This window comes from Streptomyces sp. NPDC017991, from assembly GCF_044328075.1.
In the GTDB taxonomy this organism is placed as follows: domain Bacteria; phylum Actinomycetota; class Actinomycetes; order Streptomycetales; family Streptomycetaceae; genus Streptomyces.
Window position 1 is genome coordinate 557,301 of record NZ_JBIRGP010000005.1, and the last position, 26,594, is coordinate 583,894.

The following is a 26,594-nucleotide window of genomic DNA, read 5'->3' on the forward strand; positions in this document are numbered from 1 at the left end:
CTGCGATGACCCGGCACACGGAGTGGGTTCGGTTGCGAGGCGGCCATCGCCTACTACGCACGGCCGCCCAGCGCGGCACACTGCGGCTTGAGTGCAGCGAGCCGCCGGACCAGGAGGAACCGCAGGGATGGTCGACGCGCACCCGCCTGCCGACAAGGTCGCGGCAGAGGTAAAGCGCCTGACGGAGATGTCGCATCAGGCGTTCTTCGAGGCGTGGACGACGTTCGTACAGGGCGGGACCGATGATCGCCGGGTGTCGCGAGATGTGCAGGCCGCGGCATTCCGCTCCCCGGAGCTGGCCAGCCGCACGCTCACCGCGGCCGACCGTGCCGCTCGTGAGTTCAAGCAGGTCGTTCAGCGGCAGGAAGCCGAGTCCAAGAAGGACCATCAGGCGCGCATCAGCGTCTTCCGTGGGCAGCTTCAGGAGGCTCGACAACCCGTCGTGGCCGCCGTCGAGGACCTGGCCGTCGATGAGGCTGAGTACCTGGCCCAGCTCGACGACGAAGCATTCGCCGAGGAGTGGTCCCGGTTCGTTCAGGCCGTCGCCGGAGCAGCGCGCTCGGGCCGCGATGCCGTCCAGGGTCTCGCGTTTCGATCACCGGAAGTGGCTGGGCGCACCCACGCCCTGGCCGTGCGCATGATGCGCGAGCCTGCGCGATTCCTGCCGGCCGCCGAAGGCGAGTCCCGCACGGCGCACCAGGCGCGCATCTCCCAGTTCAAGTCGCGGCTGGAGGCGGAGCTCCGGTTCCTGCAGTACACGCTGAACTTCACGGTGGCGCGTTGGGGCCGGATGCCGTCCGCCCCGAACTACCGTCTCCAGGCCATGCGGTTGCTCACCGAGAAGTACCCCGAGGAGTTCGCGCAGTTGCGCAACGCGGTGCGCGAGGACTCGAAGAAGGCGCGCGACGAGGTGCGCCGAGAGCGGCGCGCGGAGCGGCAGAACCGGGAGAGTTCGGCGCGCTGAAGAAGCAACCGAACGAAGGGCGCGCCTGCGCAAGGCGCGCCCTTCTTCATGTCCGCCCCCCCCGTCACCGCGGTGGCGCACTGGCCGCGTGCGCGCCTCGCTCCCGCCCAGTGGCGCGTCGAGGAAGGCGCGCCCCGTGGCGTGGGAGAGGCGCGTCCGGTGAATGCGCAGGTCAGCGGGTGTGCGTGCCCGAGTAGCGCGCGCCCGGGGGCGCGGGGCGCAAGCGTGCGATGCGCTTTGGGTGAGCGTGGAGCGTCGCGGAGCGCGCCTTCGAGGAGTAGGCGCGCCCCAGGATGGCGCGCACGTGCAGCGGCGCGCTCCGACTGGGTGGCGCGTGGCGCGCGCCCTGATGGGAGAGACGCGCCACAGATCCGGCTGTGGCGCGCCACCCGTGGGCCCGGGGAGCGCGCGCCTCAGCACGAGGGAAGGCGCGCCTTCGCGGTGGCTGGTTCGCGCAGGCGCGCCTTCGGGAGGTGACGTGACGTGCTGCGGCAGGCGCCCCATCGCGGTCTTCGGCCAGGTCGGGCGCGCCCTGGGCACGTCACCTCACGTCACCTCACGCGGCGGTCAGGAGGTCCGTGTAGAGCGTCGCGAACATGGCGGCGATCTTGAGTTCCGGCTTGCCCGCGAGGCGGTAGGCATTGGCGATGTCTCGCTCGCCTCGCTCCTCCAGCAGCCCGATCACCATGGGGCGGTGCTCGATGACGTACGAGCGCAGCTTCGTCATCGGCGGCGGCATCCCTTCGCTGCGGGGGTCCGAGATCGCCTCCAGGTGCTCGTCCATCGTCATGCCAAGGATGCGCGCCTGGATCTCCGCTTCGGTGAGCAGTACGGCCATGACCTTGTTGACTCCCTTCGACGAGGTAGGGCGCGGCCGGGGCAGGTCCTGCGGCTCCTCGGCTTCGCTGACGTCCTCGGGCTCCTCCTCGGGGGCGTGCGGCTCGGTGGCCGGGTCCGGGGGCGGCGGGGTGCTCTCTCCGACCAGGTCCGGTTCGACGCCGCCGCTCTGGCTGGTCTCCTCCTCGTTGCCAGACTGGTGGGACGAATCACCGGTGGGGGTGGTGGGGTCCTCCTCACCCTGGCCGTTCCTCGCCTGCTCGGCCTTGGTCTTGAGGTGGTCGAGGGACTTGGTGATCAGGTCCTCGGCGCTCATGACGCCCCACCCGGTATCCGTCTTCACCGCGCCCAGGGTGCGGCGGCCGTGCTCCTCGCGCAGCTCGCGCAGGGCGTTCTGCGGGTCGGCGGGGTGCATGAGAGCGTCCCGGATGAGCTTGGCGGCCTGCTCGCCGGTCAGCGCCGGGGCCGGGCGCGCGGCCTGTCGCGCAGCGGGCTGCTGGGGCTGCTGGCCGGATTCCTGCAACGTGGCGTCGGGCCGGAGTTCGGAGGTGGAGCGGGACTCGGAGGCGTCCTGAAGTCCCAGGCGGCGCAGCAGGGTGTCCACGGTGAAGTCGTGGAAGCGCTGGCTTTCGCCAGGCTTGATGTCCATGTGCAGAGTGCGCACACCCGTGAGCCAGGCTTCACCGATGGCATGGAGGTCCACGATCGCGTCGACGGCTGCAGGCAGGTTCTTCTCCGCCTTGACCTTCCGGGTCGTGTTCCGCGTGGGCTTGTCGTGCTCGAAGGCGGTGACGATCTCCGTGCGGGCGAGCAACAGGCACGGCCCTTGGTGACGACGGAGCAGCCACAGGACTTCGCCCCAGCGGTCTTTGGCACGGTTCCACAGGTCGGAGTCGATGACGACCGGGTCGTCGAGGGTGGGAATCCGGGAACGGTTCCGCTGCGCTTTCGCGATGGCGCGGTTGCGGGCGTACATGGCGATCTCGTCACTGAGCATGTCCCACAGGGAGGTCATGGAGTCGATGACCAGCATGTTCGGTTTGCCGTCGACGCGGGGCTGGTGGTTCACCCAGCGGATCGCGTCAAGGATGTCCTGGTAGGAGCCGTCGTGCGGGACGATCTCGTAGGAGGCGCCGGGGACACGGCCGTAGTAGTCGGCGGTTCCCTCGGTGCCGCCGATCTCGATCCAGTAGGTCGTGCCGATCAGCTCGGAGCCCGAGCCGCGGGCGGCCTCGTAGCTCTTCCCGGACTTCTCCAGACCGGTGAGCAGGATGATCGGCGGGTTGGGCTTGCCGGTGGGCTTCCGGCTCTTGCGGGTGCGCTGGGGCGCGATGATTCCAGCCACGGAATTGGGGCCTTTCGCTTCGGGTCTTCCGGGTTGCTCTCCCGGATGCTGCGGCGTTCAGGGCCTTAACTTCGCGCCCTGACGCGCGCTGTATTATTTTAGCGGTTTCTGGTTGAGAATCAATCCGCTTGGGAGGTCAGACACCAGATCGTCGGTGGCCTGGTCAGCTTCCTGGCAAGGGGCCGGGGCAGTGATCGGGACACCGCATCGCCTCCGGCGCCGTCGAACGATGCCGGCGTCCTCCGCCATTCCCGCACTGGCGAGGAGACATCATGCCGACGGCGGGCACCCCCGGGTCAGGGGTACCCGCCGCGAGTCATGCGGGGTGCGGAAGGTCAGGACGCCTGGGCTGCCTCACCGCTGGCTGCAAGGCCGCCCATGTCTACGCCGTCGCCGCGCCTCTCCTGCTCCTCGGCACGGTAGCGGGAGTCGAAGCGCGGACCGACGTTCTTCCGGCCGTTCTGCGGGCTCTGCCCCAGACGACGCCCGAGCTGTGTGGGGTTGAGATCACCGCGAGGGCCGAAGCGATGTTCCTCGTTGGCGTCCCTGGCGGCCTTGTAGATCGCGTACAGCTCCTCCTCGGAGACGACCTGCACGGGCTCGATCTTCGCCGCCTCCTGCGGTTCCTCCGGTGCTGGATGCGCCTCCTCGCCGCGCTCGTCCACAGCCGGAACCCCCGCCTTCTCCAGCGAGACCGGTGCGGGCTCCGGGGCCTGCGGCTGAGCGGTGGTCTTCGCCACCGGGCGCAGCACGGCGACGGCCTTCCGCTGCTGTTGCGGCACGGCCGTGGGCGTGGCGATGTCGAGCAGGGCTCCGCTGCCGTCGGCGTCGACCCAGTCGGAACCCGCGCCGCGCGCCCGGACAAATCCAGAGATGTGCAGACCGAAGGAGCCGCCGAGCGGCACCATCGCGGCGACAGCGCCGCCGATCGCGTACACGGCCATCTCGTTCTGGGCCATGACGGACGGGGCGCGGCCGGCGCTGAACCATTCCGACAGCGCTACGACGGCGTGCCCGACGTTCGCAGCGATGGAGATCAGCAGCAGGAACGCAAAGATGCACCAGAGCGACCAGTAGTAGCGGCCCTCCGTGCCATCAGGCTTGCGCTTCCGAATGGAGGTGACAGCACCGGCGTTGAAGGCAAGGAGCAATTCGAGCGAACCGGCCATCGCCCCGGCGGCGAACCCGGGGAAGCCGATGAGCGTTCCGGCCCAGTGGAGTTGGTAGAGGGAGGCGAGCATCATCCCGAAGCCTGCGGCTGCGGCTCCGATTCGGATGTTGCGATGCCAATCTCGCAACTCCCGCTCGCCCTGTGTAATGGCGCGAATGGTAGGCAACTTGGGCAAGACACGTCCCTCTCGTTCGGGTCTTCCCGAGGGACCTATGCTCGTCGGTCCTCGGGTTGCCCAAACGATATAGCGTCGGCCGCTATCGCGCTGCTCTTGTTCCCGCCGTGCGCTCCACCGCCCGTTGCGGGCGGGCAGTTCACCAGTCGAGGGCCTTGCGCGGGGCACGACGGTCCGGGCCGACGACCTTCGCCAGATAGGCCCGGTCCTCGATCCGCGACAGCAGGCGCTCACCGAGGATGGTCGCGATCCCGTCGCGCTTGAGGTTGGTGGAGAAGGCGGTCGGGCGGCCAGAGGCGAGGCGGGAGCCAACCAGGTCGGTCGTCTCGCGTCGCACGAACTCCGTCTGGACGCCGTCCATTTCGCCGCACAGCTCGTCTAGGATCAGCAGGTCCGGGTCTTCGACGTGGCGCCTTCGGATTTCGTAGCGGCTCATGCCGTCGGGGCCACCGTCGGGACGGCGCCAGGTCAGGTACGTGGAGTGCTGGACGAGCCGAACGAGCAGGCCCCGCTCCGCGGCCTCGTTGCCCAGCGCGGCAACCATGGTGGTCTTCCCAGAACCGATGTTCCCGGAGACGATGAAGTGCATCGCGCTGGGCCGGGCCTTCTTCCTCTTGGCTTCGGTCAGCGAGTCGAGCCAGCCGGTCAACGCCTGGGGGCGCTGGTAGTCGTCGAGGTCGGCGAACCGCCACTTCAGGTAGTCGTCATGGTCAGCGGCCTTCATGCTGTTGGTCCACGCGAGGGCGCGGGCGTTGGCCTTGGGCACGGAAACGTCCTCCCAGAGTTCGGGTTCATCTTCTTGGTCGGGCATCGCAGCGATTCCGAGCTGGGAGAGATCGGCCCCTCCTCGCCGCAGGGTCGCCAGCAGACGGTCGGTGACCTCGAACAGTCGCTTCGGCTCCCGCTCGGGGATGAAGCGTTCTGCTGTCATGGCACTCACCGCTCGTTCTCCTCTTTGTGTCAGGCCGGGACGATGCCGAACTCGGCCTCTTCGTCGATGTCTTCGGTGAGGGGCGGGGTCGGCGGCCCTTCTGAGCCGTGGACGCCCCAGGTCGCTGCGTCGTTGTAAGGGGCGGGGCGCCCGCCGTACTGGGCGGGCATCGGCTTGTTGTTCCGCTCGTCGCTGAGGGCGCGTTGGAACTGGTGGGCCGTCGGGAAGTGGACGCCGGTGCGCTGGAACGCCTTGGCCACCTGCTTCTGCGTGTACTCCGCGTGCAGGGCCTGCTCGCTGAGCTTGACGAGTCCGAAGTACCAACCGGACTTCTTGGCACCGGCGTACGGGCCGAGGTGCTGCTTGGCGTGGTCGTAGTACCAGCCTGCGACCTCTTGAGCGGGCGATTTCTCCTTCGGCGGCTGCTCCTCTTCGCCCGGCGTCGCATCTGCGGCTGGCGTCTTCGCCTCGTGTTCAGCCTTCTTCCGCGCGGCCGAGCGAGCGGCGGCCGGCGGGGTGGCTCGCCGTTCCTTCTTCTGCGGCTGCGGGGCGGGCTCGTCGGCGCTTACGTCCGGCTCAGGCACGTCCGGCCCGGGTGCTTCCGGGGTGGGTGCGAAGCCGTCGGTGCCGAGGGTGCCGTCGGCGTAGCGGACGCAGAAGGAGCCACCCTTCTGCTCGACGACGGGGATGTCGAGCTTGTTGCCGAAGGTGACGTAGTCCTTGGCCCACTGCTCGACGGGATACTCGCTGACGGCGGCACCCATCCCCGTCGTGCCGTCGAGGAACCTGCGGCGCTCAAGGCGGTAATAGCCGTTCGCCGCCAGTTCGTGGAGGGCCTTGCGTACGGCATCACGCCCCTCGCGTCCTTCGCCGCGTGAAAGCTGCTCGGAGCGGACGTTCCAGCTGTCCGACTGGTCGAGGCAGAAGGTCAGCACGCCGAGGGCGCGGTAGCTGAGGCGGGTGTCGCGTGCGGTGCTGGATTCGATCTGGACGAAGAGGTGGCGGCGGTTGCGGCGCAGCGCGTTGCGGTTGGTCACGCTGCTGCCTCGTTCGGCGTCTCGTGCTGCAGGCGGAAGTGGGTGTGCCAGGTCTTGCGGCCGTGGGTGCCCATCTCGTACACACGCCGGGACTCGACCATGCCCGCCTCTCGCAGCTCGGAGAGCGGTTCACGGGCCTGGTGGTTGGTCAGGCTGCAGGCGTCGGCGGCCTCCTGGACGGTGACCCAGTCCTGGCCGAACAGGACGAGGTAGCAGTACAGGCGAAAGGCACGGTCGGAGAGCTTTCCTCCGAGCGCGGGGGCGATGTCAACGGTTTTGCTGGACAAGGTGTGGTCCTTCGAGGAGGGGTCCGGCTGCCCAGGAGCAGCCGGACCGGTCGTTCGACAGCGCGCGGGCTACTGCTGCTCGGGCTCGCGGGTGGGAGCGGCGGGGAGCATGGGCACACCGCGCAGCAGACTGTCGAGCTCTCCCTTGTGGAACGCCTCCATGACGGCTTCCTGCCCGCCGTCCTTCCAGCGCAGGGACACCGAGCCGGTCGGTTTGCCGCCGGGGATGCGGGTGATGCCGGGGATCACCTCACCGGTGAGCCGGTCGACGATGACGCCGGTCGCCTTGTCATACTTGGCGCGCTTGAGCATCGCGTCCTGGAACGCGGGCCGGGCGCGGATGATGACCTCGACCTCACCCCTGTCCTCGGCGAAGGCGGTGAACGCCTCCTCGTCACCCACTGCGTACTTGTCCTTGGAGATGGCCACCGTGTGGGTGGCGACAGCGATGCCGTCGACCTTTGCGTCGATGGACTTCGTGCTGCTCTCGGGGTTGTCGTAGGCGGCGAGGAGCGGACCCTTCACAGCGGCGATCTTCTCGTCGATGGCAGGCACGACCTGGTCCTTGAACAGCTTGGCGAAGACCGAGAGGAGTGCGGCATCACCCAAGGACAGGGCGGGCTCCGGCGTCTGGTCGACGTCGTCGTACGACATGCGGGTCCTTTCTCACCCAAGGCGTAGCCCAGGGCCATTCGGGTCTGTCCTGGGCGGGGTGCAGTGGGTCTCGCCTGTAGTACGTCGATCGGCGAAATCTGTGACACCTAGGCCCAGGCAGCTGGGTTGCTCTCCCAGCCACGACGAATAGTACAGCACGCGTCGCCTGGTGTCTGCGATCGCACAGGACCAGGTCGATCACGACACGGCGCACGGCGTGATGCCGCGCTGACGTCGCGACACAAAGCGGCCACGCCACCTACGTTCCGCTCGGCCCTGCCGCCCTTGGTGACGTCACCAGGAGCGGCAAGCCCCGGTGCCGCCCCATCCGGAACGAAGGCGCCACCGGCCCGGCGGCGGGAACAGTCCGGCCATGACGGCCTGCCCCGCTTGCGAGGCGGGGCGCCGCGGTTGAAGTCCGCGGGCTCGCAGACCGCTCCCGCCGCCGGCACTCCGAACCTCCGGAAGGACCGCCGTGACCGAGACCGTGCCCGCACCCCGCTACACCACCTACGTGCCGCTTACTGACCTTTCTCCCGCCCCTGGCAATCCGAAGCGCCATGAGGTCGAGCGGATCATCGAGAGCATCACGACGCATGGCTTCGTCGACCAGCCCATAGCTGACGAGCGCACCGCCACCATCCTGGGCGGGCATGGCCGCCGTGAAGCCCTGATCGAGATGCAGTCGCGCGGCACCTCACTGCCGGACGGGATTCTCGTGGACAACGACGGGGGGTGGCTCGTCCCCGTCCAGCGCGGCTGGGCGTCTCGCTCCGATACCGAGGCCAAGGCCCTGAACATCAAGCTCAACAAGATCGGTGCAGACGGCGGGTGGCAGCCGCGCTCACTGGCCGCCTACCTCGAAGACATCGTGACGGCTGATGCCGAGCTGTTCGACTCTCTCGCCATCCCCGAGGACGAGCTGGAGAGCCTGCTACGCCAAGTCGATCCCGAGACGCTGCCCGGCGCTATCAACGAGGGCCAGGCGCCCGTACTGCATCTGCCCGACGAAGGAGACGCGGGCCTGGGCGATGGCCTGAGCCCGGACGACGAGGGACGCGCACGCCTGGTTAACTGCCCGGCCTGCGGCCACATGTTCACGCCCGGACGATGAGGAAGGGCACCATGTCACTCCGTCGCAAAGCGCGCAGTGTCAACAAGGGCGGGCGTCGCAGCCTGCTGAACGAAGACGTCGAGGGACGCATCATCGTCGCCGCCCGCACCGGCATCGCTATCGAACTCGCCGCCGAGGCCGCCGGCATCTCCAGCGCCACCTACCGGCGTTGGATGGCCCGCGGGCGCGCCTAGGTCACAGCCCGGGAGGACGGACAGCGTCCGAACCGAGATGAAGACCCGTACGTCGAGCTGTTCGAGAAGGTCCGCACAGCCCGCGCGATGGCCGCCGCCCGCGCCATGGCCAACGTCAGGCGCGTGGCGGACGGCGGGATCGTCACCAAGGTCACCACCCGGAAGTTCCGCGACCCGGAGACCGGCCAGATCGTCGAGGAGGTCACCGAGGACCGCACGCCACCGGACTGGCGTGCGGACGCGTGGTACTTGGAACGGCAGCACCGGCATCACTACGGCAAGGACGCTGCCATCGCCGTCGAGATCACCGGTCTGGACAGCGGCGACACGACCCAGGAGGAGCGGGTGGACCTCGGGGCTCTTGCCGAGCGGCTGAACCAGACGCTGTTCGCGGTGCAGTACCCCGACCCGCCGGAGCTGGAGGACGGAAGCGTCGTCGACGCCGAGGTCATCGACGGCTGATCCGCACCTGCCCAGGGCAGCACGCGACACTAACCGCGGCTGCCCTGCACGGTGCCCCCTCCCTGACCACAGTCACCGGAGGGCACCACCCATGCAGATCATCTCCCGCCATCAGTGGGGCGCGAAGCCCTGGAACGGCACCCCGGCCGCCATCTCCCTCGGCCGGCGTACAGAGTTCTTCGTCCACTACGACGGCGGCACCCCCATCACCCGCACCGGCTACTCGATCATGCGCGCCATCGAGGCCGAACACATATGGCAGGGCTGGGCGGGCGTCGGCTACAACTTCGTCGTCGACCAGCAGGGCAACGTGTACGAGGGCCGCGGCTGGTCGCTCCAGGGCGCCCACTGCCCGAACCACAACGTCACAGGCATCGGCGTCCAGATCGCCATCGGCGGCAGCCAGGAGCCCAGCGCAAAGGCGCTCGCCGCGTGCCGCGCCCTGTACGAGGAGGCGTGCAAGAAGACCGGCCGCACCCTCGCCAAGCGCGGCCACAAGGACGGGTTCGCCACGGCCTGCCCCGGCTCCAAGCTCTACGCGTGGGTCCAGGCGGGAATGCCGGCCGGGGACTACAAGCCCGCCCCAGACCCCGGAGGCTCCAGCGGCACCGGGGCAGGATCGTCCGTCGCCCGCTACCAGGTCACCATCAACGGCCTGAAGTACGGGTACGGAGCCAAAGGCGCCCACATCACCCAGGTCGGCGAAGCCCTGGTCAAGCGCGGCTTCGGCCGCCACTACACCTCTGGCCCCGGCCCGACCTGGACGGACGTCGACACCGAGAACTACCGCGACTTCCAGAAGTCCCTGGGGTACAGCGGCAAGGCCGCCGACGGCGTTCCCGGCGAGGACTCGCTCAAGCGGCTCCTCGGCACCCTGCCCGGCAAGGTGACCGCCAGGCCCATGCCGCCGTTCCCCGGCGCCTCCTACTTCGGGCCGGGCAAGAACAACTCGCACATCACCCTGCTCGGGACGCAGCTCGTGAAGAAGGGCTTCGGTCAGCACTACACCTCCGGGCCGGGCCCGAAGTGGTCGGACGCGGACCGCAAGAACGTCGCCGACTTCCAACGCTCCCGCAAGGAGCTGAACGGTGACCCAGACGGCATCCCCGGCTCGCTGACCTGGCGCCTGCTGTTCTCCTGACCCTGCTCCCAGGTCGGCCGCCGCAACACGAGCCGACCAGCAACCTCGAAAGGCCCCACTCCTGTGGCAGGCGAAACCGTCATCACCCTGATCGGCAACCTGGTCGACGACCCCGAACTCCGCTTCACCCCCTCCGGCGCCGCGGTGGCCAAGTTCCGCGTCGCCTCGACCCCGCGCACCTTCGACCGGCAGAGCAATGAGTGGAAGGACGGCGAGAGTCTGTTCCTGACCTGTGCCATCTGGCGGCAGGCTGCGGAGAATGTCGCCGAGTCGCTGAGCCGCGGTACCCGCGTCATCGTGCAGGGCCGCCTCAAGCAGCGTTCCTACGACGACCGAGAAGGCGTCCGGCGCACCGTGTACGAACTCGACGTCGAGGACGTTGGGGTGAGCCTGAAGAACGCGACGGCCAAGGTCGCGAAGACCGGCGGACAGCGCCCGAACCCCGACGGGGCACCGCGTCCCGTTGCCGATGACCAGTGGGCCACCGAGCCCCCGTTCTGACCGGCCAGAACCAGCACGCGCCGCGTAGGGTTCTCCTGCGCGGCGCGTCGTCTTACGCGGCCGGTGCGATCCAGGCGTACGGCAGGGCCAACAGCTCTCCGTCACCGTCCTCCTGGCCGCCACCGACATCGGCACCCGAGGGCGGCTGCTCGCCGGTAGCAGGCTGCTCCCCAGCTCCGCCGTCTTGTGTCGGTGGCTGCGTCTCCGCCGGGTCCGGCTCCTGGGGCGGCGCCGGCGGATCAGTGTTGATCGGCGGCACGGGGTCGGTGACCGGCGGTGCCAGGTCGACCGGAGGCGGAGTGGGCACCACCGGCTCGGTGGGCTTAGGGTCCGGGGCTGGAGTCGGGGGCGTTACCGGCTCGGGCGGATCAACCGGCTTCTGCGTCTGTCCGTCCTCGGACGGCTTGGGGTCCGGCGTCGGGTTCGGGTCCGTGGCCGGGGGCGTCGTCGCTGAACCACCGGTCGACACTGCGGGCGCCGGATCAGAGGCCACGGTGACGCTGCCGCCGTCCTCGGTGTGCGCGCTCGATTCCCCTTCGCTGCTCTCGACGGGCGGGATCTCCAGCCCCGCGGCGAGCGCCACGATGTCCTCGGCGCCTGGATCGCTGGTGGGGCCGTTCCCTCCGCCGAGGCCAAGCACAGCCTGGGCCGCCATCAGCACGGGCGCGTCGACCGGCGCGTCCTGCGGGGAAAACAGGATCGTGTTCACGTCGGACTCGTCGAGCCCGAGAGTCCCCAGGGTGAGCGCAGCCAGTCGGGGCGGCAGCGGCTCGGCAATGCTCCGAGTGCCCACCTGCGCCTGGGTCGTCTTCTTCACCAGCCCTTGCTTGAGCAGGCCCAGGTACTCGCTCAGGCGGCCCTTGCCCGTGCCCCACAAGACGTACCGGCCGGAGCGGACCATGTTCGGGTACAGCTCACGGGAGCCGTCCTGCTTGCTCCACGTCTCGGCGTATTCGCCGTCTCCGAAGATCCGCAGCCCCAGGCGCTCGGCCCCATAGCTGAACGTGAAGATGGTGCTGTCCGGGCCGGTAGCTGCCTTGGTGGCCATCACCATGCCGTCGGAATCGGTGCACTCGGCTTCGAGGTTGTCGATGGGGTTGCAGTCGATCTTTCCCGCATCGGAAAAGTCCATGAAGTCGCGGGCCGTGAACGGCTCCGGGCCCAGGTTCTTGTCACCGACGGGAGCGTCCGCCGCCTTCGGAGTCGCGTCCGGAGCGCTAGCTGCGGTCGGTGTCTGATCTTCGCCGGAGGCATGGCCCAGTGCCCACGTACCGACGAACGCCGGCAACAGGGCCGCGGCGATGGCCCACTTCTTCGCGCGACCCCCGCCAGTCCGTACGGAAGCGGCCGTCGGCTCATGCGGAGGCGGCGGCAGGTCGACCGACGGGGCAGGCTCGGCGGGCGGGGCCAGCAGCTCGTCGAAGTCACGGAAGTCACAGTGATCACGCACCAGGCGCTCCACCTGCTCTATCGGCAGGTCGGGCATGGCTGAGCTGACCTGCCGCACCGCCGAATTGAAGCTCTGCGGGCTCAGGAACAGGTGGCGTTCACCGTCGAGATTGACCACACCCACGTCGGTGAGCGGAACGTCGTCGTCGTGGGCGTCCGGACCAAGGACGTGGATCTTGATAGGTGGCAGGGAGGCAGTCACGACCGCTTCCCCACGGTCACGCCACCAGGTATGGCACTGGTCAACTCAGGCGATCTTTCTCTTCACTGCTCTGCAGGATGCGCGCGATGTGGGCGGCCGTCTTCTCGGCCCGCTCCGGGGTGATGGCTTCGATGTCCGTGAGGACAAGGTGGCCGCCGCCGGGGAGGTCGATCTCCTGCCGGTGGATCTCCGGCTCGTCCAGGCCGTCGTCCGTCCCGGCGTCATCGCGGGTCTCGGGCGGGTGCTGGGCGTGCTCGTACGCGCGGAGCATCGCTTCCTTGGTGGCACGCACCCGCGCAGGGTTGCGGCGGTTCCCGGGCCGCAGCGAGCCTGCGGCAGCCAGCATCCGCTGGGTTTCCTCGTCGTGAGGGATAGGACCGCCGTCCAGCGCCCTCTCCAGACGCTCGCTCTGGTCAGCGCGTCGCGACATGCGCTCTACCCTCTCGTGATTCAACCCGTGTACCGACAACCCTGTTTCTGCCCACAGCCGCCGTCAGCAGTTCCTCAACCAGTTGCGAGGACGAGTCCCCGGCTGGCATGACCTCGGCAAGCCTGCGCAATGACCGTACCGTCAATGTACGCACAGCACCGTCCGTCTTCCCCATGATCTCCGCGGTACGCCCGGGACTCTCCCCGTCGAAGAACCGCAGGGTCAGGACTTGCTGCTGTTGAGGCCGGAGCTTGTGGAGGTGCGCCGCAACGGCTTCGGCCAGGGCTTGCCGCTCGGCATACTCCTCGGGCCCCTGGCCGATGCGAGGCCGGTCGAGTTCGAGGTGATCGGCGTACAGCACCTCGGATGGTCGCCGCTGCACCGACCGCAGATAGTCGAGGGCCGTGTTCTTCGTGATCGTCCTCAGCCACCCGTGGAAGTTCGTCCCGGGCCGGTACTTGCTGACGTTCTGGGCGAGCTTGAGCCAGACCTCCTGGCTCAGGTCCTCCGCAACGTGAGCATCCCGGATGTAGAACCGGACCCAGTTGTAGACGGTGTCGTTGAGCTCGTCGTACAACGCCGCGATGGCATCGGCCCCGTCTGGCCCGCCTGCTGCGGCCCGTGTGACCAGGGCTTCCACAATGTCTGTCACGGCGTGCTTCCCCCAAGTGCCGATACCGCGCTGATCTTGCAAACGTCGCCTGGGCACGACCTCTCCACCGCTTCCCCACAGGAGGAGGATCATCTTCCGAGGCGACGTTGAGGCAGGATAACCGGTCATTTACGGACTCAGTCGAACGGGTTAGCGATACCCGACGACGCACGCTGTGCTATACGGTGCAGCACACGCCAGGAGAGCAACCCGGCGCCCCGACCCCAACCGAAAGGCTCACAGCCATGCCCCCGAGCGCCACCGACCACGCCCTGATGCGACTGCCCTTCGAGGAGTGGATCTCCCTCAGCGTCGCCGCACAGCACGCCCAAGTCGACGAGACCACAGCCGCAACCCTTGCCCGGGTCGGGCGCCGCCGCGGCATCCTGCGATCCCGAGGCAAGGGGCCCGCACAGCAGGTCATGCGGATCTACCCCGGCCCGCGCCGCCCCCGCGCACTGGTACTCCAGTCGGAACGACCACGCACACGCGACACGTTCCGCACCAGAGGAGCCCGCCGGCCGCACGGCCGGGCCCTGCACCGCCGCCTCACTGCGCGTTCGGCCGGGCGGCTCCGGCCCGGGGTGTAACAGATTTCGCTGATCCACGTACGTACCGGTGCCGGACTGAACGCAACCGGCTCCGTCCGGCCGGAACGGTCCGCCGGGGGACGCCTACGAGTGGACAAGGACGAAAATGCCTCGCGGTGGCTCCAACGTATTGCTGAGTTTCGAGACGATTGCCGATCGCATGGAACTCACAAAGCGCACAATCCTCGACAACTACAGGACTTGGGATATCCCCGTCGTGCGTATCAGCGATCGCATACTCCGCGTCCGGGAGCGCGATTTCGAGGCATGGCTCGACGCCCGCACACAGTGAATTCGGAGCGCCAACCGGGCTTTTATCGCGGCGTATTGAGGGCGGTTCGCCGACGGGGCCACCCGCACGCGGAGGCTTGACCTGCCATGGCTGCGTCCACGAAAGTCCAACTCCCCTGGCCAGGGAGTCACCTACGAACTGATCAAGATCGCGAAAGGCGTCCCGTGGCACGCAAGCCCACTGTCTATAAGCGGTGCGACTGCTCCGACCAGAAACGGCCCAAGAAGAACGGGTGCCACCACAACTGGGGCTACAACCACACGACCGATGCAGGTAAGCGGACGCGTGCCACGATTCCGGAGTCGGCTGGCCTGACGGAAGCGCAGGCCCAGTCAATTCTGGACGGCATGACCCCGGGTGCGGCCCCGGAACCCGTCGAGGTCAACCTCACCTTCCGCCAGTGGGCCGCCGACTGGCTCACCCGGCGCCGGGTGAAGGACTCCAGCATGGAGAAGTACGAGATCGCCATCCGGGTGCACCTCAATCCCCGATGGGGAAGGCAGCGCCTGCGGTCGATCAAGAAGGCGCAGGTCGAGACCTGGGTCCAGGAGCTGGAAGACAACCCGGCCGTGGCCAACTCGACCGGGGAGGGGCACTGGAAGGTCTTTCAGATGATCATGAAGGACGCCCTGCAGAACGGAAAGATCGTCTCCAACCCGACCTATGAGGTCGATGGGCCCTACGTCGGCGAGTCGCCCTCGTACGTGTTCAGCCCTGACGAGTGCTGGGCCATCTACGACGCGTTCCCGGCGCGCTACCGCCTCATCCCGATGTTCGGCTTCGGCTGCGGTAACCGGCAGGCCGAGGCGTTCGCCGTGTGCGATGACGTCCTCGACTTCGACCGAGGGCTGTTCACCGTGCGGCGCCAGGTCCTCAGGACCAAGGAGACGCGCTACAAGCGCCTCATGGTTGATCGCCTCAAGACCAGCCCGCGCCTCAGCTCGAAGGACGTTCCGCTCCCGCCGTACCTCCAGGAAGCCACGGCGGAGTACCTGGAGCGCTTCCCGCCCCAGGTCACCGAAACCGTGCTGTGGGAGCACCGGAAGAGGATCGACGACTGCAAGCGCGGCTCGGCGCGCGCCCTCTTCTGGACGCCCCGCGGCAACCTGCTGTGCCGTAACTACTTCAACGACGACCTCTGGAAGCCCGTGCTGCTGAAGCTGGGCATCAAGGACCCGGACGGGAACCTGCCGACCTTCCACGACCTTCGTCACACCTTCATATCCACGTGCCTCCAGAACAGCATCCCGGAGCACACGGTGGCCGCATGGGTGGGCGACTCCGTCGACGAGCTTCGACGGACGTACAGCCACCTCCTCAAGGACCACGCAGACACCCACGGAGCGACAGCCGCGGGCCTCACCGCTCGGCCGAAGCTGACCATCGTGCGCGACGCGGCGTAGTCCTCAACGACCTGCCGTCTCTCAGCGGGGCTGAGGCCGATCATCGGCCTCAGCCCCGCTTCGCGTTCTCGGCCCCGCGACCCCGCCCGCCACGTCATCGAGTCCATCCACGCGGTCCGCCGGCGCGTTCGCGGATTCCGCCGAGCAGAGCTGTCGGGGAGGTTCACGCCTGAAGCCGCCGGGCCGCCTTGCGGCCCACAGGGTGGGCCTCGAAGCAGCGGCCCAGGACAGCGGCCTGCTCACCCGATCGGGCCCTGCCTACGCCCGGACCCGACCCCTCCTCTCATGGCTACTTTCATGGCTACGTACGTAGCCACACGGACCCGTTTCTGCCCGTACGTATCGGGTTGTAGGGAACGCCGTGAGAAGGCAAGCAAAAGGGCCCCCAACCAGGAAAACACCTGGTCAGAGGCCCTATGCACGGCCCCCCGCCCCCTGACGGGGGCGAGGGCGAGAGACGAGTCGACCTGTACGCCGGGTTCTGTCGCCCGGCTGCCTCGCGGCGGCCGGGGAGACGGCCATCCATCTAGGGTCGGCGTTGCCGCCGACCTCGTGCGGTCTACCCGCGGACTCGGGCGAGCAGCCCTCGGACGTCCGCGCAGAGCGCCTTTTACAGCGCTCCTTTTGACCTTGCTCCGGGTGGGGTTTACCTAGCCGCCTGAGTCACCTCAGGCGCTGGTGGTCTCTTACACCACCGTTTCACCCTTACCCGGGACCGAGGTCCCGGGCGGTCTGTTTTCTGTGGCACTGTCCCGCGGGTCACCCCGGGTGGCCGTTAGCCACCACCCTGCCCTGTGGAGCCCGGACGTTCCTCGGGGAGCGCCCCCGAAGGGGACTCCACGCGGCCGTCCGCCCGGCTCGTCTGCCGTGTCGACCATGCTACCGGGCGTTCGCCCCGCCGCCGTCCCGAGGTCGACGACGCCGTGGCCAGGAAGGAGCCCAGCAGGATCAGGGCGAAGGCCGCCACCGTGCCCCCGGTCAGCTCCTCGTCCAGCAGCAGCACGCCCGCCGTCACCGCCACCGCCGGGTTGACGTACGTGAAGACCACCGCCCGGGTCGGTCCCGCCTCCCTGATCAGTTCCAGGAAGGCGACGAACGCGAGTGCCGTGCAGATCACTCCCAGGCCCGCGAGGGAGGCCAGGACCGGGAGGGAGGGGAGCGTGGCGGGCCATTGCAGGGCCGCCGCCGGGGCGTACACCAGGGCTGACAGGAGCAGACACGGGGCTATCAGTTGCAGGGTCGGGACCGGCCGCAGGTAGCGGGCCATGATCAGCGGGGCCGTCGCGTAGCCCACCACCGTCACCAGCATCTCCGTGAGGGAGCGGGCGTCGCCGCCTGTCAGGTGCGGGATCGTGAGGACCGCCACGCCGCCCAGGCCGAGTGCCAGGCCTGCCGTGCGGCGGGCGCCCAGGCGTTCCGTGTCGCCGAAGAAGCGGGCCAGGAGCACGCCCACGATGGGGACGCCCGCGATCAGCAGGCCCGCCGTCGAGCTGGAGAGGTGGCGTTCGGCGTCGGTCAGGGTCCACCACGGGCCGATGATCTCGATGCACGCGAAGGCCAGCATGGGGCGCCAGTGGGTTCGTACGACTCCGGTCAGGTTTCCCTGGCGGACGGCGAAGGGCAGGAGCAGCGCCGCGCCCACCGCACAGCGCGCGAACACCACCATGGACGCGGACATGCCACCGTCCACCGCCACTTTGATCATCAGATAGGGGACGCCCCAGAGCACTCCCATGAGGGAGAAGAGAAACCAGCCTTGTGCAGTCATGCGCGCAGTCTCGGCCGGTCAGCGGCGGGCGTCTTGAACGCTGTTGCGGTACGCCGCCGGCGTCACCCCCAGCACCCGCCGGAACCAGCGCGTGAGGTGTGCCTGGTCCGCGAAGCCCACCAGCGCGGCGGCCTCGGCGGGACGGTGTCCCGACTCCAGCAGGCAGCGGGCGCGGTTCACCCGGTACTGGGCCAGCCACGCGTACGGCGGCATACCCATGCTCGTACGGAACGCGCGCAGCAGTTGGTAGCGGGACAGGCCGAGGTCCGCTGCCAGGGCCGCGAGGGAGGGCGGGGCGAGGAGTTCGTCGGCGAGGCGGTCGCGTACCGCCGCCGCCACGCGGCCCGCGCCCGGGATCGTGTCGCACACGTGGCGGGCGGTGGAGTGGCGGCGGGCCAGGGCCGTGAGCAGCCACGGTATGCGGGACTCGGCCTCCAGGGGGTCCGGGCACACGCTCAGTTCGGTGTGGGTCAGGCGTAGGGCGGCGGCCAGTTCGGGGTCGTCGAGGAGTGGTTCGCGGAAGTTCGGGATGCCCAGGGTGCCCTCGGTGAGTAGGGGTGTCTCCGCGTACAGGGCGCGGTAGGCGTAGCCGTCGTCGGTCGCGGCCGGGCCGCCCGTGTGCACCTCGCCGGGGCCCAGGACCACGATCGAGCCGGGGGCCGGACGGATCCGGCCGCCGCGGTAGTCGATGACCTCGGCGCCGGCGACGCAGACGCCGATGGTGAACTCGTCGTGCGCGTGAGGCGCGTACCGGTGGCGGTCGAACCTGGCCGTCAGCAGGTCGAGCGGCCGGCCGGTGCCGCCGAGGGTCGCCCTCGTCCAGACGGCCTGCTCACGCCCGCCCGTGCGGCCCGGGGGTCCTGTGCGTCCGCGTCCGCCCGGCGTCCCACCTGCCACCTCACCCGTTGTCACCTCAGCCGCTGCCACCTCAGCCGTTGTCACCTCACTCGCTGTCACCTCATCCGCTGCCCCCATGGCCGCCCACCTCCTCGGGTCCCGCGCACTGCAACGCCCGCGTGGCGCGTTTCCATGCCCGCCTCCGTGCTGCGACGGCTTCGGACGTCCGGAGGCGTACCCGGCGACCCTCCGCGGTGCGGCCCGCTTGACCTTGCCGCAACGTCAACGTCTCTACTGAGGGCATGCGGATCGGAGAGCTCGCCGCGGCCGTCGGCGTCACGACGCGGACCGTGCGGCACTACCACCAGCTCGGGCTGCTGCCCGAGCCCGAGCGGCGCCCCAACGGCTACCGCGACTACGGACTGCGGCACGCCGTCGCGCTCGCCCGGATCAGGCGGCTGACCGAGCTGGGGCTCGGGCTCGCCGAGGTACGGGACGTCCTCGCGGACGACGCCGGCCGCGACCTCGCCGAGGTGCTCGCGGAACTCGACGACGACCTGGCGCGCCAGGAGACGGCGATCCGGGCGAGGCGGTTGCGGCTGCGCGCCCTGCTCGACGGGGGCCGGATGCCCGCCGAAGGTCCCGTGTCCCCCGAACTCGCCGCAGTCTTCAGTGAATTGACCCGGCACCCGGAACCCGCGATCGCCGCGAAGGACCGCGAGATGATCGCCCTCCTCGAAACGGTCGCGGCCCCGGAGGACCGGGAGCGACTGCTGTCGGCGCTGCGCGCCGTCGCCGACGTGCCGGGCGCCCTGGAGCGGACGCATGCGGCATACACGCTGCTGGACGAGCTCGCGGACGCCGACCCGGCCGACCCGCGCGTCGAGGAGGCCGCCCACGCCCTCGCCGACTGCCTCCCGGACGAGGCCCTGGCCGGCCTGGGCCTGGCCGACCTCGACCCGGACGCCCTCGACCCGGACGGGCCCGAGACGAACGGGCCCGAGACGAACGGCGGCGGGTTCCTGAGCGCCTTCCTCGACGACTTCCCGCCCGCGCAGTCCGCCGCGGTCCTGCGCACGATCCGGCTTCTCGTGCTGCGGGCGCGCCCGCAGCACGGACGCGGGGAGCCCGTACGCGTGGAGCCCGCACGCGGGGAGCGTGAGCGATGAGGGTCGTACGGCGGCTCGTCGCGCACGAGGTGCGGCTGCTGGCGAGCATCGTCCGGTGGGTGGCCCGGCGCCCGCACGGCGTCGGGCCGGGGCCGGGGCGCGGGCAGGCCTTCGGGTACGCCCGGGGGCAGGGCGCGATGATGTTCGGGTTCGGGTTCGTGTGTGTCCTGGAGAGCGCGTGCATGGCGGTGCTGCTGCGCAACCATCCCGCGGCGCACCGGGTCGTGCTCGCCCTCGACGTCTACACGCTGCTGCTCGTCGTCGGTATGCACGCGGCGTCCGTGACCCGCCCGCACGTCCTCGGCGACACGGTCCTGCGCGTCCGCCGCGCCGCTCAAGTCGATCTGCGCGTCCCGCTGTCCGCGATCGCCTCCGTACGAAGGGAGTTGGTCACCACGCACGGGCGGGCCGAGGGCCGACTGGATCTCGCGGTGGCCGCGCAGACCACGGTCACCCTCGAACTGTCCACCCCGGTACGGCACTTCAGCTTCCTGGGGCGCCCCCGGGACGTACAACTGATCCGCTTCCACGCCGATGAGTCCGACGTGCTGGTACGCGCGATACGCGACCTCACCCTCACGCGGGAGCGAACAGCACCTTCGCCGTCCCCGGGTCGGCCCGGGTGAGCCGCACCCGCAGCCGCTCCCCCAGCGGCAGCGTCGTACCGTTCCCGCTCTCGATGCGGGCGACGACCGCGGGAGTCTCCAACTGGACGGTTTCCACACCGGGTTCGCGTTCCTGTACGTCCACGACGGTGGCGTCGAAGAGTTCGCCGACGCGGTCCTTGAGCAGGGCCGCCTCCACGATGTCCACGCATCCGCGCTCGGCCCGGCCCGCCCTGCGGGTGCCCTCGGCCATCCGCGCGGGCAGTTCGTCGAGAGCGGCGAGCACCCATTCGGGTGGGGCGGTGCCCACGGCGGCGGCCAGGGACAGTTCGGAGGCGTACCGGTCGACGAGGCGGCGCAACGGGGCCGTGCAGTGGGTGTAGGGCGCGGCGACGGCGGCGTGCGTGGTGATGTCGGGGACGGTTCCGTCCCGGAAGGACGTGTAGCCGGCGCCCCGCAGCAGCGTCGTGCACTCCTGGAGGAAGGCCGCGTGGTGCGGTCGGTGCGGGTCGAGGGAGCGGATGAGGCGCGCGTACGAGACGTGGTGCGGCCAGTCGATGCGCAGCGCGTGCGCGGTGCGACGCAGCCGGGCGACCGCGCCGTCGGGGGCGGCCGGGAGCGTCCGCAGGATGCCGGAGCCGGAGCCGGTGCCGGAGCCGGTGCCGGTGCCGGTGCCGTGCGCGAGCATCAGCTCGGCGGCGGTCATGCCGGTGAGGAGGGAGATCTGCGCGTTCCAGCCTTCGGCGGGGAGCGGGGCGCGGTAGACGAGTTCGTACGTGCCGCCGTGAGCGCGGGTCCCGTCGGGGGCGGCCCGCTCGACGATCTCCTGCTCGGGGACGTCGAGGGAGATGCCACCACGGTCCACCTCCCGCTGCTCGCGCAGCAGCCCGATGTCCCCGAGGAGGGCGAGCGGTTCCTCGGCCGTGCCCGCGTCGATCTGCTGCTGTACGCCCTCGTAGTCGAGCTTGGCCCGGCTGCGGACCAGGGCACGGCGTACGTCGGTCGCGGTCGGGCTGCCGTCCGCGTCCAGGTCGATCGTCCACAGGACGGCCGGGCGGGTCCCGCCCGGGAGCAGGCTCGCGGCGCCCTCGCTCAGCACCGGCGGGTGCAGCGGGGTCTTCCCGTCCGGGAAGTAGAGCGTGGTGACGCGGCGGTGGGCCTCGGCGTCCAGGGCGGCGCCGGGTACGACGAAGGCGGCGACGTCGGCGATCGCGTACCGCACCCGGTAGCCGTGCGGGCGGCGCGAGAGGTGCATCGCCTGGTCGAGGTCGGTGGACGTGGGCGGATCGATGGTGAAGAGGGGGATGTCCGTCGCGTCGACCGTCGCGCCGCGGTCCGGCAGCGTCGGCTCGCGGGCGGCGCGTTCGGCCTCGGCGAGCACGTCCGGCGGGAAGCCGTCGGGGACGCCCAGCTCGGTGCGCAGCGTACGCAGCGCGGCCCGCAGGGCGGCTTCGGCTGCACCGGTTGCTCGTATCTGGCGGCGGGGCACACGACGAGCGTAGGACGGGGTGGGGCGGGCGGCACCCCGTAGGCTGGCGGGTGCTCCGCGTACGTATCGAATGCCCCAGGGAGATCCGCCGTGCTCGTGTTGTTGCCGCCGTCCGAAGGAAAGGCTCCCTCCGGGCGGGGCGCGCCGTTGAAGCCGGAGTCGCTGTCGCTGCCGGGGCTCGCCGAGGCGCGGCAGGCGGTTCTCGACGAACTGGTCGAGCTGTGCGCGGCCGACGAGGAGAAGGCGCGCGAGGTGCTCGGGCTGAGCGAGGGTCTGCGCGGTGAGGTCGCCAAGAACACGGAGCTGCGCACCGCGGGGGCCCGGCCCGCCGGGGAGATCTACACGGGTGTGCTGTACGACGCCCTGGACCTGGCCTCCCTCGACACCGCGGGCAAGCGGCGGGCGGCGCGTTCGCTGCTCGTCTTCTCGGGGCTGTGGGGCGCGGTCCGGGTGACGGACCGGATTCCCTCGTACCGCTGCTCGATGGGGGTGAGGCTGCCCGGTCTCGGGGCGCTCGGCTCGCACTGGCGTGCGCCGATGGCCGCCGTGCTGCCCGAGGTCGCCGGGAGCGGGCTGGTGCTGGACCTGCGGTCGGCGGCGTACGCGGGCGCGTGGAAGCCGAAGGGGGAGGTCGCGGGGCGTACGGCGAGCGTACGGGTGCTGCACGCGCCGACCCGTAAGGTCGTCAGCCACTTCAACAAGGCGACCAAGGGGCGCATCGTACGGAGCCTCCTGGAGGCCGGGGCCGTTCCGTCGGGCCCGGCGGAGCTGGTGGAGGCGCTGCGGGACCTCGGGTACGTGGTGGAGGTGGCGGGGGCGGGCGGTACGGCGGGGCGGGGCGGTACGGCGGGTGCGGCGCGGGCGGCCGGTGCGGCGGGTGCGGGTAAGCCGTGGATGCTGGATGTGTTGGTGGACGAGGTCCACTGAGCTGAGCTGAGCAGACGGCTGCACAGCGCTCCACCGGGGTGTGTTGCAGCATGCGCAACGACCTTTGCGCATGCTGCGTACTGAAGGCAGGATGACGGCATGTCGCCCTCGCCGCTGCCCTCGTCGCCGTCACCGTCACCGTCGCCCGCTTCCGTGCTCGCACTCGCGCCCGTCGTGCCCGTGGTCGTCGTCGAGGACGTCTCGGACGCCGTCCCGCTGGCGCGGGCGCTCGTCGCGGGCGGGCTGCCCGCGATCGAGGTGACACTGCGGACGCCGGTGGCGCTCGACGCGATCCGGGCGATCGCTGACGGGGTACCGGGCGCGGTGGTCGGTGCGGGCACGGTCATCTCTCCCGCCCAGGTGACGGACTCCGTGGCCGCCGGGGCGCGCTTTCTCGTCAGCCCCGGCTGGACGGACGCTCTGCTCGACGCGATGCAGGCGTCCGGGGTGGCGTTCCTGCCGGGGGTGTCGACGACGTCGGAGGTCGTGGCGCTGCTGGAGCGCGGGGTGCGCGAGATGAAGTTCTTCCCGGCTCAGGCGGCCGGCGGCACGGCGTATCTCAAGTCGCTGGCCGGGCCGCTTCCGCAGGCCCGCTTCTGCCCGACGGGAGGGATCGGCCCCGCCGTCGCACCGGAGTACCTCGCGCTGCCGAACGTCCTCTGCGTGGGCGGAAGCTGGATGCTCCCCCCGGACGCGATCGCCTCCGGCGACTGGGCCCGGGTGGAGCGTTTGGCCCGGGAGGCGGCGGGGCTACGTCCGTAGGGGGCGCCCCGCGAGGGGTGGCCCTGTACAGGCGGCCCGCAAGGGGCGGCCCTGTAAGGGGCGCGGGGAACTGCGCGACCAGCCCCCACCGGCCCGCACTCGACGAACGACCGGCCCTTTCAAGGGGCGCGGGGAACTGCGCGACCAGCCCCCACCGGCCCGCACTCGACGAACGACCGGCCCTTTCAAGGGGCGCGGGGAACTGCGCGAACGGCCCCTACCTGCCCGCAGTCGACCAGCGACCGGTTCAGGAAAAGCGGCTCAGCCGACCGCAGACGTCTCGTTGAGCAACCGCACACTCGCGTTCCCGTCCGCGTAGTACGCCACCTCCGACAGCGACGCCGCCGACAGTTCCATGCGGAACAAGGACTCCGGCGGGGCGCCAAGTGCCAGCCGGATCAGGGTCTTGATCGGCGTGACGTGCGAGACGAGAAGCACGGTGCGGCCCGCGTACGCCGCGAGCAGCCCGTCGCGGGCAGCCGCCACGCGCCGGGCCACCGCCTCGAAACTCTCGCCGCCGCCGGTCGGTTCGGCGTCCGGTGAGGCCAGCCAGGCGTTCATGTCGTCCGGGTGGCGTTCCCGTACCTCCGCGAAGGTCAGGCCTTCCCAGGCGCCGAAGTCCGTCTCGCGGAGGCCGTCCTCGATCCGAACGTCCAGGTCCAGCCGGGCTGCCGCGAACTCGGCGGTTTCGCGGCAGCGGGTCAGGGGGGAGGACACGATGGCCTGGATGGCCTGTACGGTGCCGCGCGCGGCGAGGGCGGTGGCGACGCGCTCGGCCTGGTGCCGGCCGGTGTCCGAGAGGGGTGGGTCGGTCTCGGCGCGACCGCTTCCGCCACCGCCTTTACCCCCGCCTCCGCTTCCGGAGAAGCGCTTCTGCGGGGTGAGGGGGGTTTCGCCGTGGCGGAGGAGTACGAAGGTGGTGGGGGTGCCCAGGTCTGGGGGGCGGGTCATGTCGGGGGCGGCCTTTGCGTCGGCGGCGGGATCGGTGTGGGGGGCTTGTCGTTCGGCTGACGGCCCGTTGTGGCCGGCCGCGCCGTTCCCCGCGCCCCCTACGGGGCCCGCCTGGGCCTCGGTGCTACGGGGGGCGGGCTTGTCGTTCGGCTGACCGCCCGTTGTGGCTGGCCGCGCCGTTCCCCGCGCCCCTTGCGGGGCCCTGGGTGGGGCCTCCGCGCCGCGCGGGTAGGGAGGGCGCTCGGCTGGCCGCCCGTCGTGGCCGGGCGCGCCGTTCCCCGCGCCCCTTACGGGGCCCCCGTCCGGGGCCCCTCGGGCCGGGGCGTGGGCCCTACAGGCCCGACTCCGATGTGCGGATCAGGATGCGGCGGCAGTTCTCGCAGCGGAGGACCGTGTCCGGGGCCGCCGCCTTCACCTCGTTGACCTCGGTGATGTTCAGCTCCAGGCGGCAGCCCTCGCAGCGGCGCTGGTAGAGGCGGGCCGCGCCGACGCCGCCCTGTTGCTCGCGGAGCTTCTCGTAGAGCTTGAGGAGGTCCGCGGGGACCGAGCCCGCGACGACCTCGCGCTCCTTGGTCAGCGTCGCGCTCTCGCCGTCGAAGGACTCGTAGGACGCGTCCCGGCGGCTCGTCGCGTCGTCGATCTTCGACTGGACGGACGAGACCCGCCCGGTCAGCTCGGCAACCCGCTCCTGCGCGGACTCGCGGCGCTCCATGATCTCCAGGACGACGTCCTCAAGGTCACCCTGCCGCTTGGCCAGCGAGGTGATCTCGCGCTGGAGGTTCTCCAGGTCCTTCGGGGACGTGACGGCGCCGGAGTCCAGCCGCTGCTGGTCGCGCGAGGCACGCTGGCGCACCTGGTCGACGTCCTGCTCCGCCTTGGTCTGCTCGCGGGAGCAGTCGCTCTCCTCGGTCTGGGCGGCGACGAGCAGGTCGCGCAGCTGCGTGAGGTCCTTGGTCAGCGACTCGATCTCGTCGTGCTCCGGCAGCGAATCCCGCTGGTGTGCGAGCCGCTGCAGGCGGGCGTCGAGGGACTGGACGTCGAGAAGTCGGATCTGGTCGGCGGGCGCGGCGTTCAGTTGGGGGCTCCAGGTGAAGGGGAGTGGGAGTTCCACGGGTCGGTGACCGTCTTCGAGACATGGACTCGCAGGTCCCAGCCGTGACGGTCGGAAATCTCGTCGAGCTGGGCTGCGGCCAGCTCGCACCAGGGCCACTCGGTGGCCCAGTGCGCCGCGTCGAGCAGCGCGAGAGGACTGTGGGCGCGGGCCTCCGACGCCGGGTGGTGGCGCAGGTCCGCGGTGAGGAAGGCGTCCACGCCCGCGGCGCGTACGTCCGCGAAGAGGCTGTCGCCGGAGCCGCCGCTGACCGCGACGGTCCGCACGAGCGCGTCCGGGTCGCCTGCCACCCGGATGCCCTGCGCGGTGGCGGGCAGCCGCTCCGCCGCACGCGCGGCGAACTCGCGGAGGGTGACGGGGTGGTCGAGTTCGCAGACCCTGCCCAGGCCCCGGCGGCCCTCGGGGTCGGCGGGGTCCGGCACCAGGGGGCGTACGACCCGCAGGTCCAGCGCGCCCGCGAGGGCGTCGCTCACCCCCGGGTCGGCGCGGTCGGCGTTCGTGTGGGCGACGTGCAGCGCGATGTCGTTCTTGATGAGGGTGTGCACGACCCGGCCCTTGAAGGTCGAGGCCGCCACCGTCGTCGTACCGCGCAGATAGAGCGGGTGGTGGGTGACCAGCAGGTCCGCGCCCAGCTTCACCGCCTCGTCCACGATCTCCTGGACCGGGTCGACGGCGAACAGGACGCGGGAGACCTCCTGGTCGGGGTCTCCGCAGACCGTCCCGACCGCGTCCCATGCCTCCGCGCTCCCGGGGGGCCAGAGGGCGTCGAGCGCGGCGATTGCTTCAGACAGACGGGGCACGAACAAAAGGCTACCTGCCTTGTGTCCGTGTCCTACCGGCCGCGGGTCACTTGACCAGCCGCGACCGCGCGACCCCGCGCCGCCCGCCGGTCCCACCGCCTGCCCGGCGAGTTGATCCCGGCCGACTTGGCAGCGTCGCCGTCGAGGACATTGGGGACATCGTCGGCCGTCGTTCACGCCGATGCCGAGGTCGATGCCGAGGTACGAGGTCTCCTCGGGTACGTCCTCGGCCTGGCCCTTCCCGACCGGGCCGAGCTTCTTCCGGAACTGGTTGTCCTCGGCGCTCGCGCGGCCGGTCTTCCCGGAGGCGGAGCCCGCCTCGCCCGACGAACAGACGGCGAGAG

The 26,594-nt window shown here is 70.4% G+C and carries 24 protein-coding genes, 1 other RNA gene and 3 pseudogenes; 12 read left to right on the plus strand and 16 right to left on the minus strand.

The window, feature by feature from the left end:
• Window positions 1-127: 127 nt before the first annotated feature.
• Window positions 128-964 (plus strand): hypothetical protein, encoded by an 837-nt coding sequence (locus tag ACH4DZ_RS18830; protein WP_398288266.1) that lies wholly within the window; start codon window positions 128-130, stop codon window positions 962-964.
• A gap of 556 nt (window positions 965-1,520) precedes the next feature.
• Here the strand turns inward: ACH4DZ_RS18830 and ACH4DZ_RS18835 are convergent.
• The 6 genes from ACH4DZ_RS18835 to ACH4DZ_RS18860 all read right to left on the minus strand — a co-directional run bounded on the left by ACH4DZ_RS18835 (window position 1,521) and on the right by ACH4DZ_RS18860 (window position 7,401).
• Window positions 1,521-3,146 carry a hypothetical protein gene (locus tag ACH4DZ_RS18835; protein ID WP_398288267.1) on the minus strand — a complete coding sequence of 542 codons (1,626 nt, stop codon included), beginning with the start codon at window positions 3,144-3,146 and terminating at the stop codon, window positions 1,521-1,523.
• 335 nt (window positions 3,147-3,481) lie between these two features.
• Window positions 3,482-4,390: a hypothetical protein gene (locus tag ACH4DZ_RS18840; RefSeq protein WP_398288268.1), complete on the minus strand. Its 909-nt coding sequence runs from the start codon at window positions 4,388-4,390 to the stop codon at window positions 3,482-3,484.
• 241 nt (window positions 4,391-4,631) lie between these two features.
• Window positions 4,632-5,423 (minus strand): hypothetical protein, encoded by a 792-nt coding sequence (locus tag ACH4DZ_RS18845; protein ID WP_398288269.1) that lies wholly within the window; start codon window positions 5,421-5,423, stop codon window positions 4,632-4,634.
• Window positions 5,424-5,452: 29 nt separating this feature from the next.
• Window positions 5,453-6,460: a hypothetical protein gene (locus ACH4DZ_RS18850; RefSeq protein ID WP_398288271.1), complete on the minus strand. Its 1,008-nt coding sequence runs from the start codon at window positions 6,458-6,460 to the stop codon at window positions 5,453-5,455.
• Entirely contained in the window at window positions 6,457-6,747 is a 291-nt protein-coding gene (locus ACH4DZ_RS18855; protein WP_398288272.1) for a hypothetical protein, read from the minus strand. The genes ACH4DZ_RS18850 and ACH4DZ_RS18855 overlap by 4 nt, the downstream gene beginning before the upstream one ends.
• A 69-nt stretch (window positions 6,748-6,816) precedes the next feature.
• Window positions 6,817-7,401 (minus strand): hypothetical protein, encoded by a 585-nt coding sequence (locus ACH4DZ_RS18860; protein ID WP_398288273.1) that lies wholly within the window; start codon window positions 7,399-7,401, stop codon window positions 6,817-6,819.
• A 475-nt stretch (window positions 7,402-7,876) separates the two neighbouring features.
• Here ACH4DZ_RS18860 and ACH4DZ_RS18865 point away from each other — a divergent pair, with 475 nt between their 5' ends.
• The 5 genes and pseudogenes from ACH4DZ_RS18865 to ACH4DZ_RS18885 form a co-directional block, all read left to right on the plus strand.
• Entirely contained in the window at window positions 7,877-8,515 is a 639-nt protein-coding gene (locus tag ACH4DZ_RS18865; RefSeq protein WP_398288274.1) for a ParB N-terminal domain-containing protein, read from the plus strand.
• 11 nt (window positions 8,516-8,526) lie between these two features.
• A complete protein-coding gene (locus tag ACH4DZ_RS18870) occupies window positions 8,527-8,709 on the plus strand; it encodes a hypothetical protein (protein WP_398288275.1) in 183 nt (60 codons plus the stop codon).
• Between the two features lie 87 nt (window positions 8,710-8,796).
• Window positions 8,797-9,171: a hypothetical protein gene (locus tag ACH4DZ_RS18875; RefSeq protein WP_398288276.1), complete on the plus strand. Its 375-nt coding sequence runs from the start codon at window positions 8,797-8,799 to the stop codon at window positions 9,169-9,171.
• Between the two features lie 91 nt (window positions 9,172-9,262).
• The gene (locus tag ACH4DZ_RS18880) at window positions 9,263-10,312 is read left to right on the plus strand and encodes a peptidoglycan-binding protein (RefSeq protein ID WP_398288277.1); all 1,050 of its coding nucleotides are present in this window, start codon (window positions 9,263-9,265) and stop codon (window positions 10,310-10,312) included.
• A gap of 63 nt (window positions 10,313-10,375) precedes the next feature.
• Window positions 10,376-10,807 (plus strand): annotated as a pseudogene (locus tag ACH4DZ_RS18885) (single-stranded DNA-binding protein); the annotation flags it as partial.
• 58 nt (window positions 10,808-10,865) lie between these two features.
• Here ACH4DZ_RS18885 and ACH4DZ_RS18890 read toward each other — a convergent pair.
• The 3 genes from ACH4DZ_RS18890 to ACH4DZ_RS18900 are packed head-to-tail and all read right to left on the minus strand — an operon-like array spanning window position 10,866 to window position 13,639.
• Window positions 10,866-12,464 (minus strand): hypothetical protein, encoded by a 1,599-nt coding sequence (locus ACH4DZ_RS18890; protein ID WP_398288278.1) that lies wholly within the window; start codon window positions 12,462-12,464, stop codon window positions 10,866-10,868.
• Window positions 12,465-12,504: 40 nt separating this feature from the next.
• Window positions 12,505-12,894 carry a hypothetical protein gene (locus ACH4DZ_RS18895; protein ID WP_398288279.1) on the minus strand — a complete coding sequence of 130 codons (390 nt, stop codon included), beginning with the start codon at window positions 12,892-12,894 and terminating at the stop codon, window positions 12,505-12,507.
• Window positions 12,878-13,639, minus strand: a complete 762-nt coding sequence (locus tag ACH4DZ_RS18900; protein WP_398288280.1) for an RNA polymerase sigma factor — start codon at window positions 13,637-13,639, stop codon at window positions 12,878-12,880. Before ACH4DZ_RS18900 ends, ACH4DZ_RS18895 begins: the two co-directional genes overlap by 17 nt.
• A 152-nt stretch (window positions 13,640-13,791) precedes the next feature.
• On the opposite strand from ACH4DZ_RS18900, the gene ACH4DZ_RS18905 reads away from it, so the two are divergent.
• Window positions 13,792-14,136: a hypothetical protein gene (locus tag ACH4DZ_RS18905; protein ID WP_398288281.1), complete on the plus strand. Its 345-nt coding sequence runs from the start codon at window positions 13,792-13,794 to the stop codon at window positions 14,134-14,136.
• 639 nt (window positions 14,137-14,775) lie between these two features.
• A complete protein-coding gene (locus tag ACH4DZ_RS18910) occupies window positions 14,776-15,831 on the plus strand; it encodes a tyrosine-type recombinase/integrase (RefSeq protein WP_398288282.1) in 1,056 nt (351 codons plus the stop codon).
• 454 nt (window positions 15,832-16,285) lie between these two features.
• Here the strand turns inward: ACH4DZ_RS18910 and rnpB are convergent.
• The 3 genes and pseudogenes from rnpB to ACH4DZ_RS18925 form a co-directional block, all read right to left on the minus strand.
• Window positions 16,286-16,692: RNase P RNA component class A (rnpB, locus tag ACH4DZ_RS18915), an RNA gene on the minus strand.
• A 76-nt stretch (window positions 16,693-16,768) separates the two neighbouring features.
• Window positions 16,769-17,599 (minus strand): annotated as a pseudogene (locus tag ACH4DZ_RS18920) (DMT family transporter); the annotation flags it as partial.
• 18 nt (window positions 17,600-17,617) lie between these two features.
• The gene (locus ACH4DZ_RS18925; protein ID WP_398288283.1) at window positions 17,618-18,496 is read right to left on the minus strand and encodes an AraC family transcriptional regulator; all 879 of its coding nucleotides are present in this window, start codon (window positions 18,494-18,496) and stop codon (window positions 17,618-17,620) included.
• Window positions 18,497-18,738: 242 nt separating this feature from the next.
• Here ACH4DZ_RS18925 and ACH4DZ_RS18930 point away from each other — a divergent pair, with 242 nt between their 5' ends.
• Window positions 18,739-19,605, plus strand: coding sequence for a MerR family transcriptional regulator (locus ACH4DZ_RS18930; RefSeq protein WP_398288284.1), 867 nt, complete (start codon window positions 18,739-18,741; stop codon window positions 19,603-19,605).
• Entirely contained in the window at window positions 19,602-20,231 is a 630-nt protein-coding gene (locus tag ACH4DZ_RS18935; RefSeq protein WP_398288285.1) for a hypothetical protein, read from the plus strand. The genes ACH4DZ_RS18930 and ACH4DZ_RS18935 overlap by 4 nt, the downstream gene beginning before the upstream one ends.
• On the opposite strand, the gene ACH4DZ_RS18940 is transcribed toward ACH4DZ_RS18935, so the two are convergent.
• Entirely contained in the window at window positions 20,182-21,699 is a 1,518-nt protein-coding gene (locus ACH4DZ_RS18940; RefSeq protein ID WP_398288287.1) for an RNB domain-containing ribonuclease, read from the minus strand. The genes ACH4DZ_RS18935 and ACH4DZ_RS18940 overlap by 50 nt on opposite strands.
• Window positions 21,700-21,789: 90 nt before the next feature.
• Between ACH4DZ_RS18940 and yaaA the strand changes: the two genes are divergently transcribed.
• Both yaaA and eda read left to right on the plus strand, forming a co-directional pair.
• Window positions 21,790-22,626 (plus strand): peroxide stress protein YaaA, encoded by an 837-nt coding sequence (yaaA, locus tag ACH4DZ_RS18945; protein ID WP_398288288.1) that lies wholly within the window; start codon window positions 21,790-21,792, stop codon window positions 22,624-22,626.
• Between the two features lie 99 nt (window positions 22,627-22,725).
• A complete protein-coding gene (gene eda, locus ACH4DZ_RS18950; protein WP_398288289.1) occupies window positions 22,726-23,388 on the plus strand; it encodes a bifunctional 4-hydroxy-2-oxoglutarate aldolase/2-dehydro-3-deoxy-phosphogluconate aldolase in 663 nt (220 codons plus the stop codon).
• Between the two features lie 261 nt (window positions 23,389-23,649).
• Here the strand turns inward: eda and ACH4DZ_RS18955 are convergent.
• The 3 genes and pseudogenes from ACH4DZ_RS18955 to ACH4DZ_RS18965 form a co-directional block, all read right to left on the minus strand.
• A pseudogene (locus ACH4DZ_RS18955) lies at window positions 23,650-24,678 on the minus strand (histidine phosphatase family protein); the annotation flags it as partial.
• On the minus strand, window positions 24,671-25,414 hold the full coding sequence (locus ACH4DZ_RS18960) for a zinc ribbon domain-containing protein (RefSeq protein WP_398288317.1): 744 nt from the start codon (window positions 25,412-25,414) through the stop codon (window positions 24,671-24,673). The gene ACH4DZ_RS18960 and the pseudogene ACH4DZ_RS18955, both read right to left, overlap by 8 nt.
• A complete protein-coding gene (locus ACH4DZ_RS18965; protein ID WP_398288290.1) occupies window positions 25,411-26,250 on the minus strand; it encodes a Nif3-like dinuclear metal center hexameric protein in 840 nt (279 codons plus the stop codon). Before ACH4DZ_RS18965 ends, ACH4DZ_RS18960 begins: the two co-directional genes overlap by 4 nt.
• Window positions 26,251-26,594: the final 344 nt, after the last annotated feature.

Coding starts and splice junctions, on each gene's coding strand:
- ACH4DZ_RS18830 (WP_398288266.1), top strand. CDS start 128: ATGGTCGACGCGCACCCGCCTGCCGACAAGGTCGCGGCAGAGGTAAAG.
- ACH4DZ_RS18840 (WP_398288268.1), bottom strand. CDS start 4,390: ATGATGCTCGCCTCCCTCTACCAACTCCACTGGGCCGGAACGCTCATC.
- ACH4DZ_RS18845 (WP_398288269.1), bottom strand. CDS start 5,423: ATGACAGCAGAACGCTTCATCCCCGAGCGGGAGCCGAAGCGACTGTTC.
- ACH4DZ_RS18860 (WP_398288273.1), bottom strand. CDS start 7,401: ATGTCGTACGACGACGTCGACCAGACGCCGGAGCCCGCCCTGTCCTTG.
- ACH4DZ_RS18870 (WP_398288275.1), top strand. CDS start 8,527: ATGTCACTCCGTCGCAAAGCGCGCAGTGTCAACAAGGGCGGGCGTCGC.
- ACH4DZ_RS18875 (WP_398288276.1), top strand. CDS start 8,797: ATGGCCGCCGCCCGCGCCATGGCCAACGTCAGGCGCGTGGCGGACGGC.
- ACH4DZ_RS18880 (WP_398288277.1), top strand. CDS start 9,263: ATGCAGATCATCTCCCGCCATCAGTGGGGCGCGAAGCCCTGGAACGGC.
- ACH4DZ_RS18895 (WP_398288279.1), bottom strand. CDS start 12,894: ATGTCGCGACGCGCTGACCAGAGCGAGCGTCTGGAGAGGGCGCTGGAC.
- ACH4DZ_RS18900 (WP_398288280.1), bottom strand. CDS start 13,639: ATGATCCTCCTCCTGTGGGGAAGCGGTGGAGAGGTCGTGCCCAGGCGA.
- ACH4DZ_RS18905 (WP_398288281.1), top strand. CDS start 13,792: ATGCCCCCGAGCGCCACCGACCACGCCCTGATGCGACTGCCCTTCGAG.
- ACH4DZ_RS18910 (WP_398288282.1), top strand. CDS start 14,776: ATGACCCCGGGTGCGGCCCCGGAACCCGTCGAGGTCAACCTCACCTTC.
- ACH4DZ_RS18930 (WP_398288284.1), top strand. CDS start 18,739: ATGCGGATCGGAGAGCTCGCCGCGGCCGTCGGCGTCACGACGCGGACC.
- ACH4DZ_RS18935 (WP_398288285.1), top strand. CDS start 19,602: ATGAGGGTCGTACGGCGGCTCGTCGCGCACGAGGTGCGGCTGCTGGCG.
- eda (WP_398288289.1), top strand. CDS start 22,726: ATGTCGCCCTCGCCGCTGCCCTCGTCGCCGTCACCGTCACCGTCGCCC.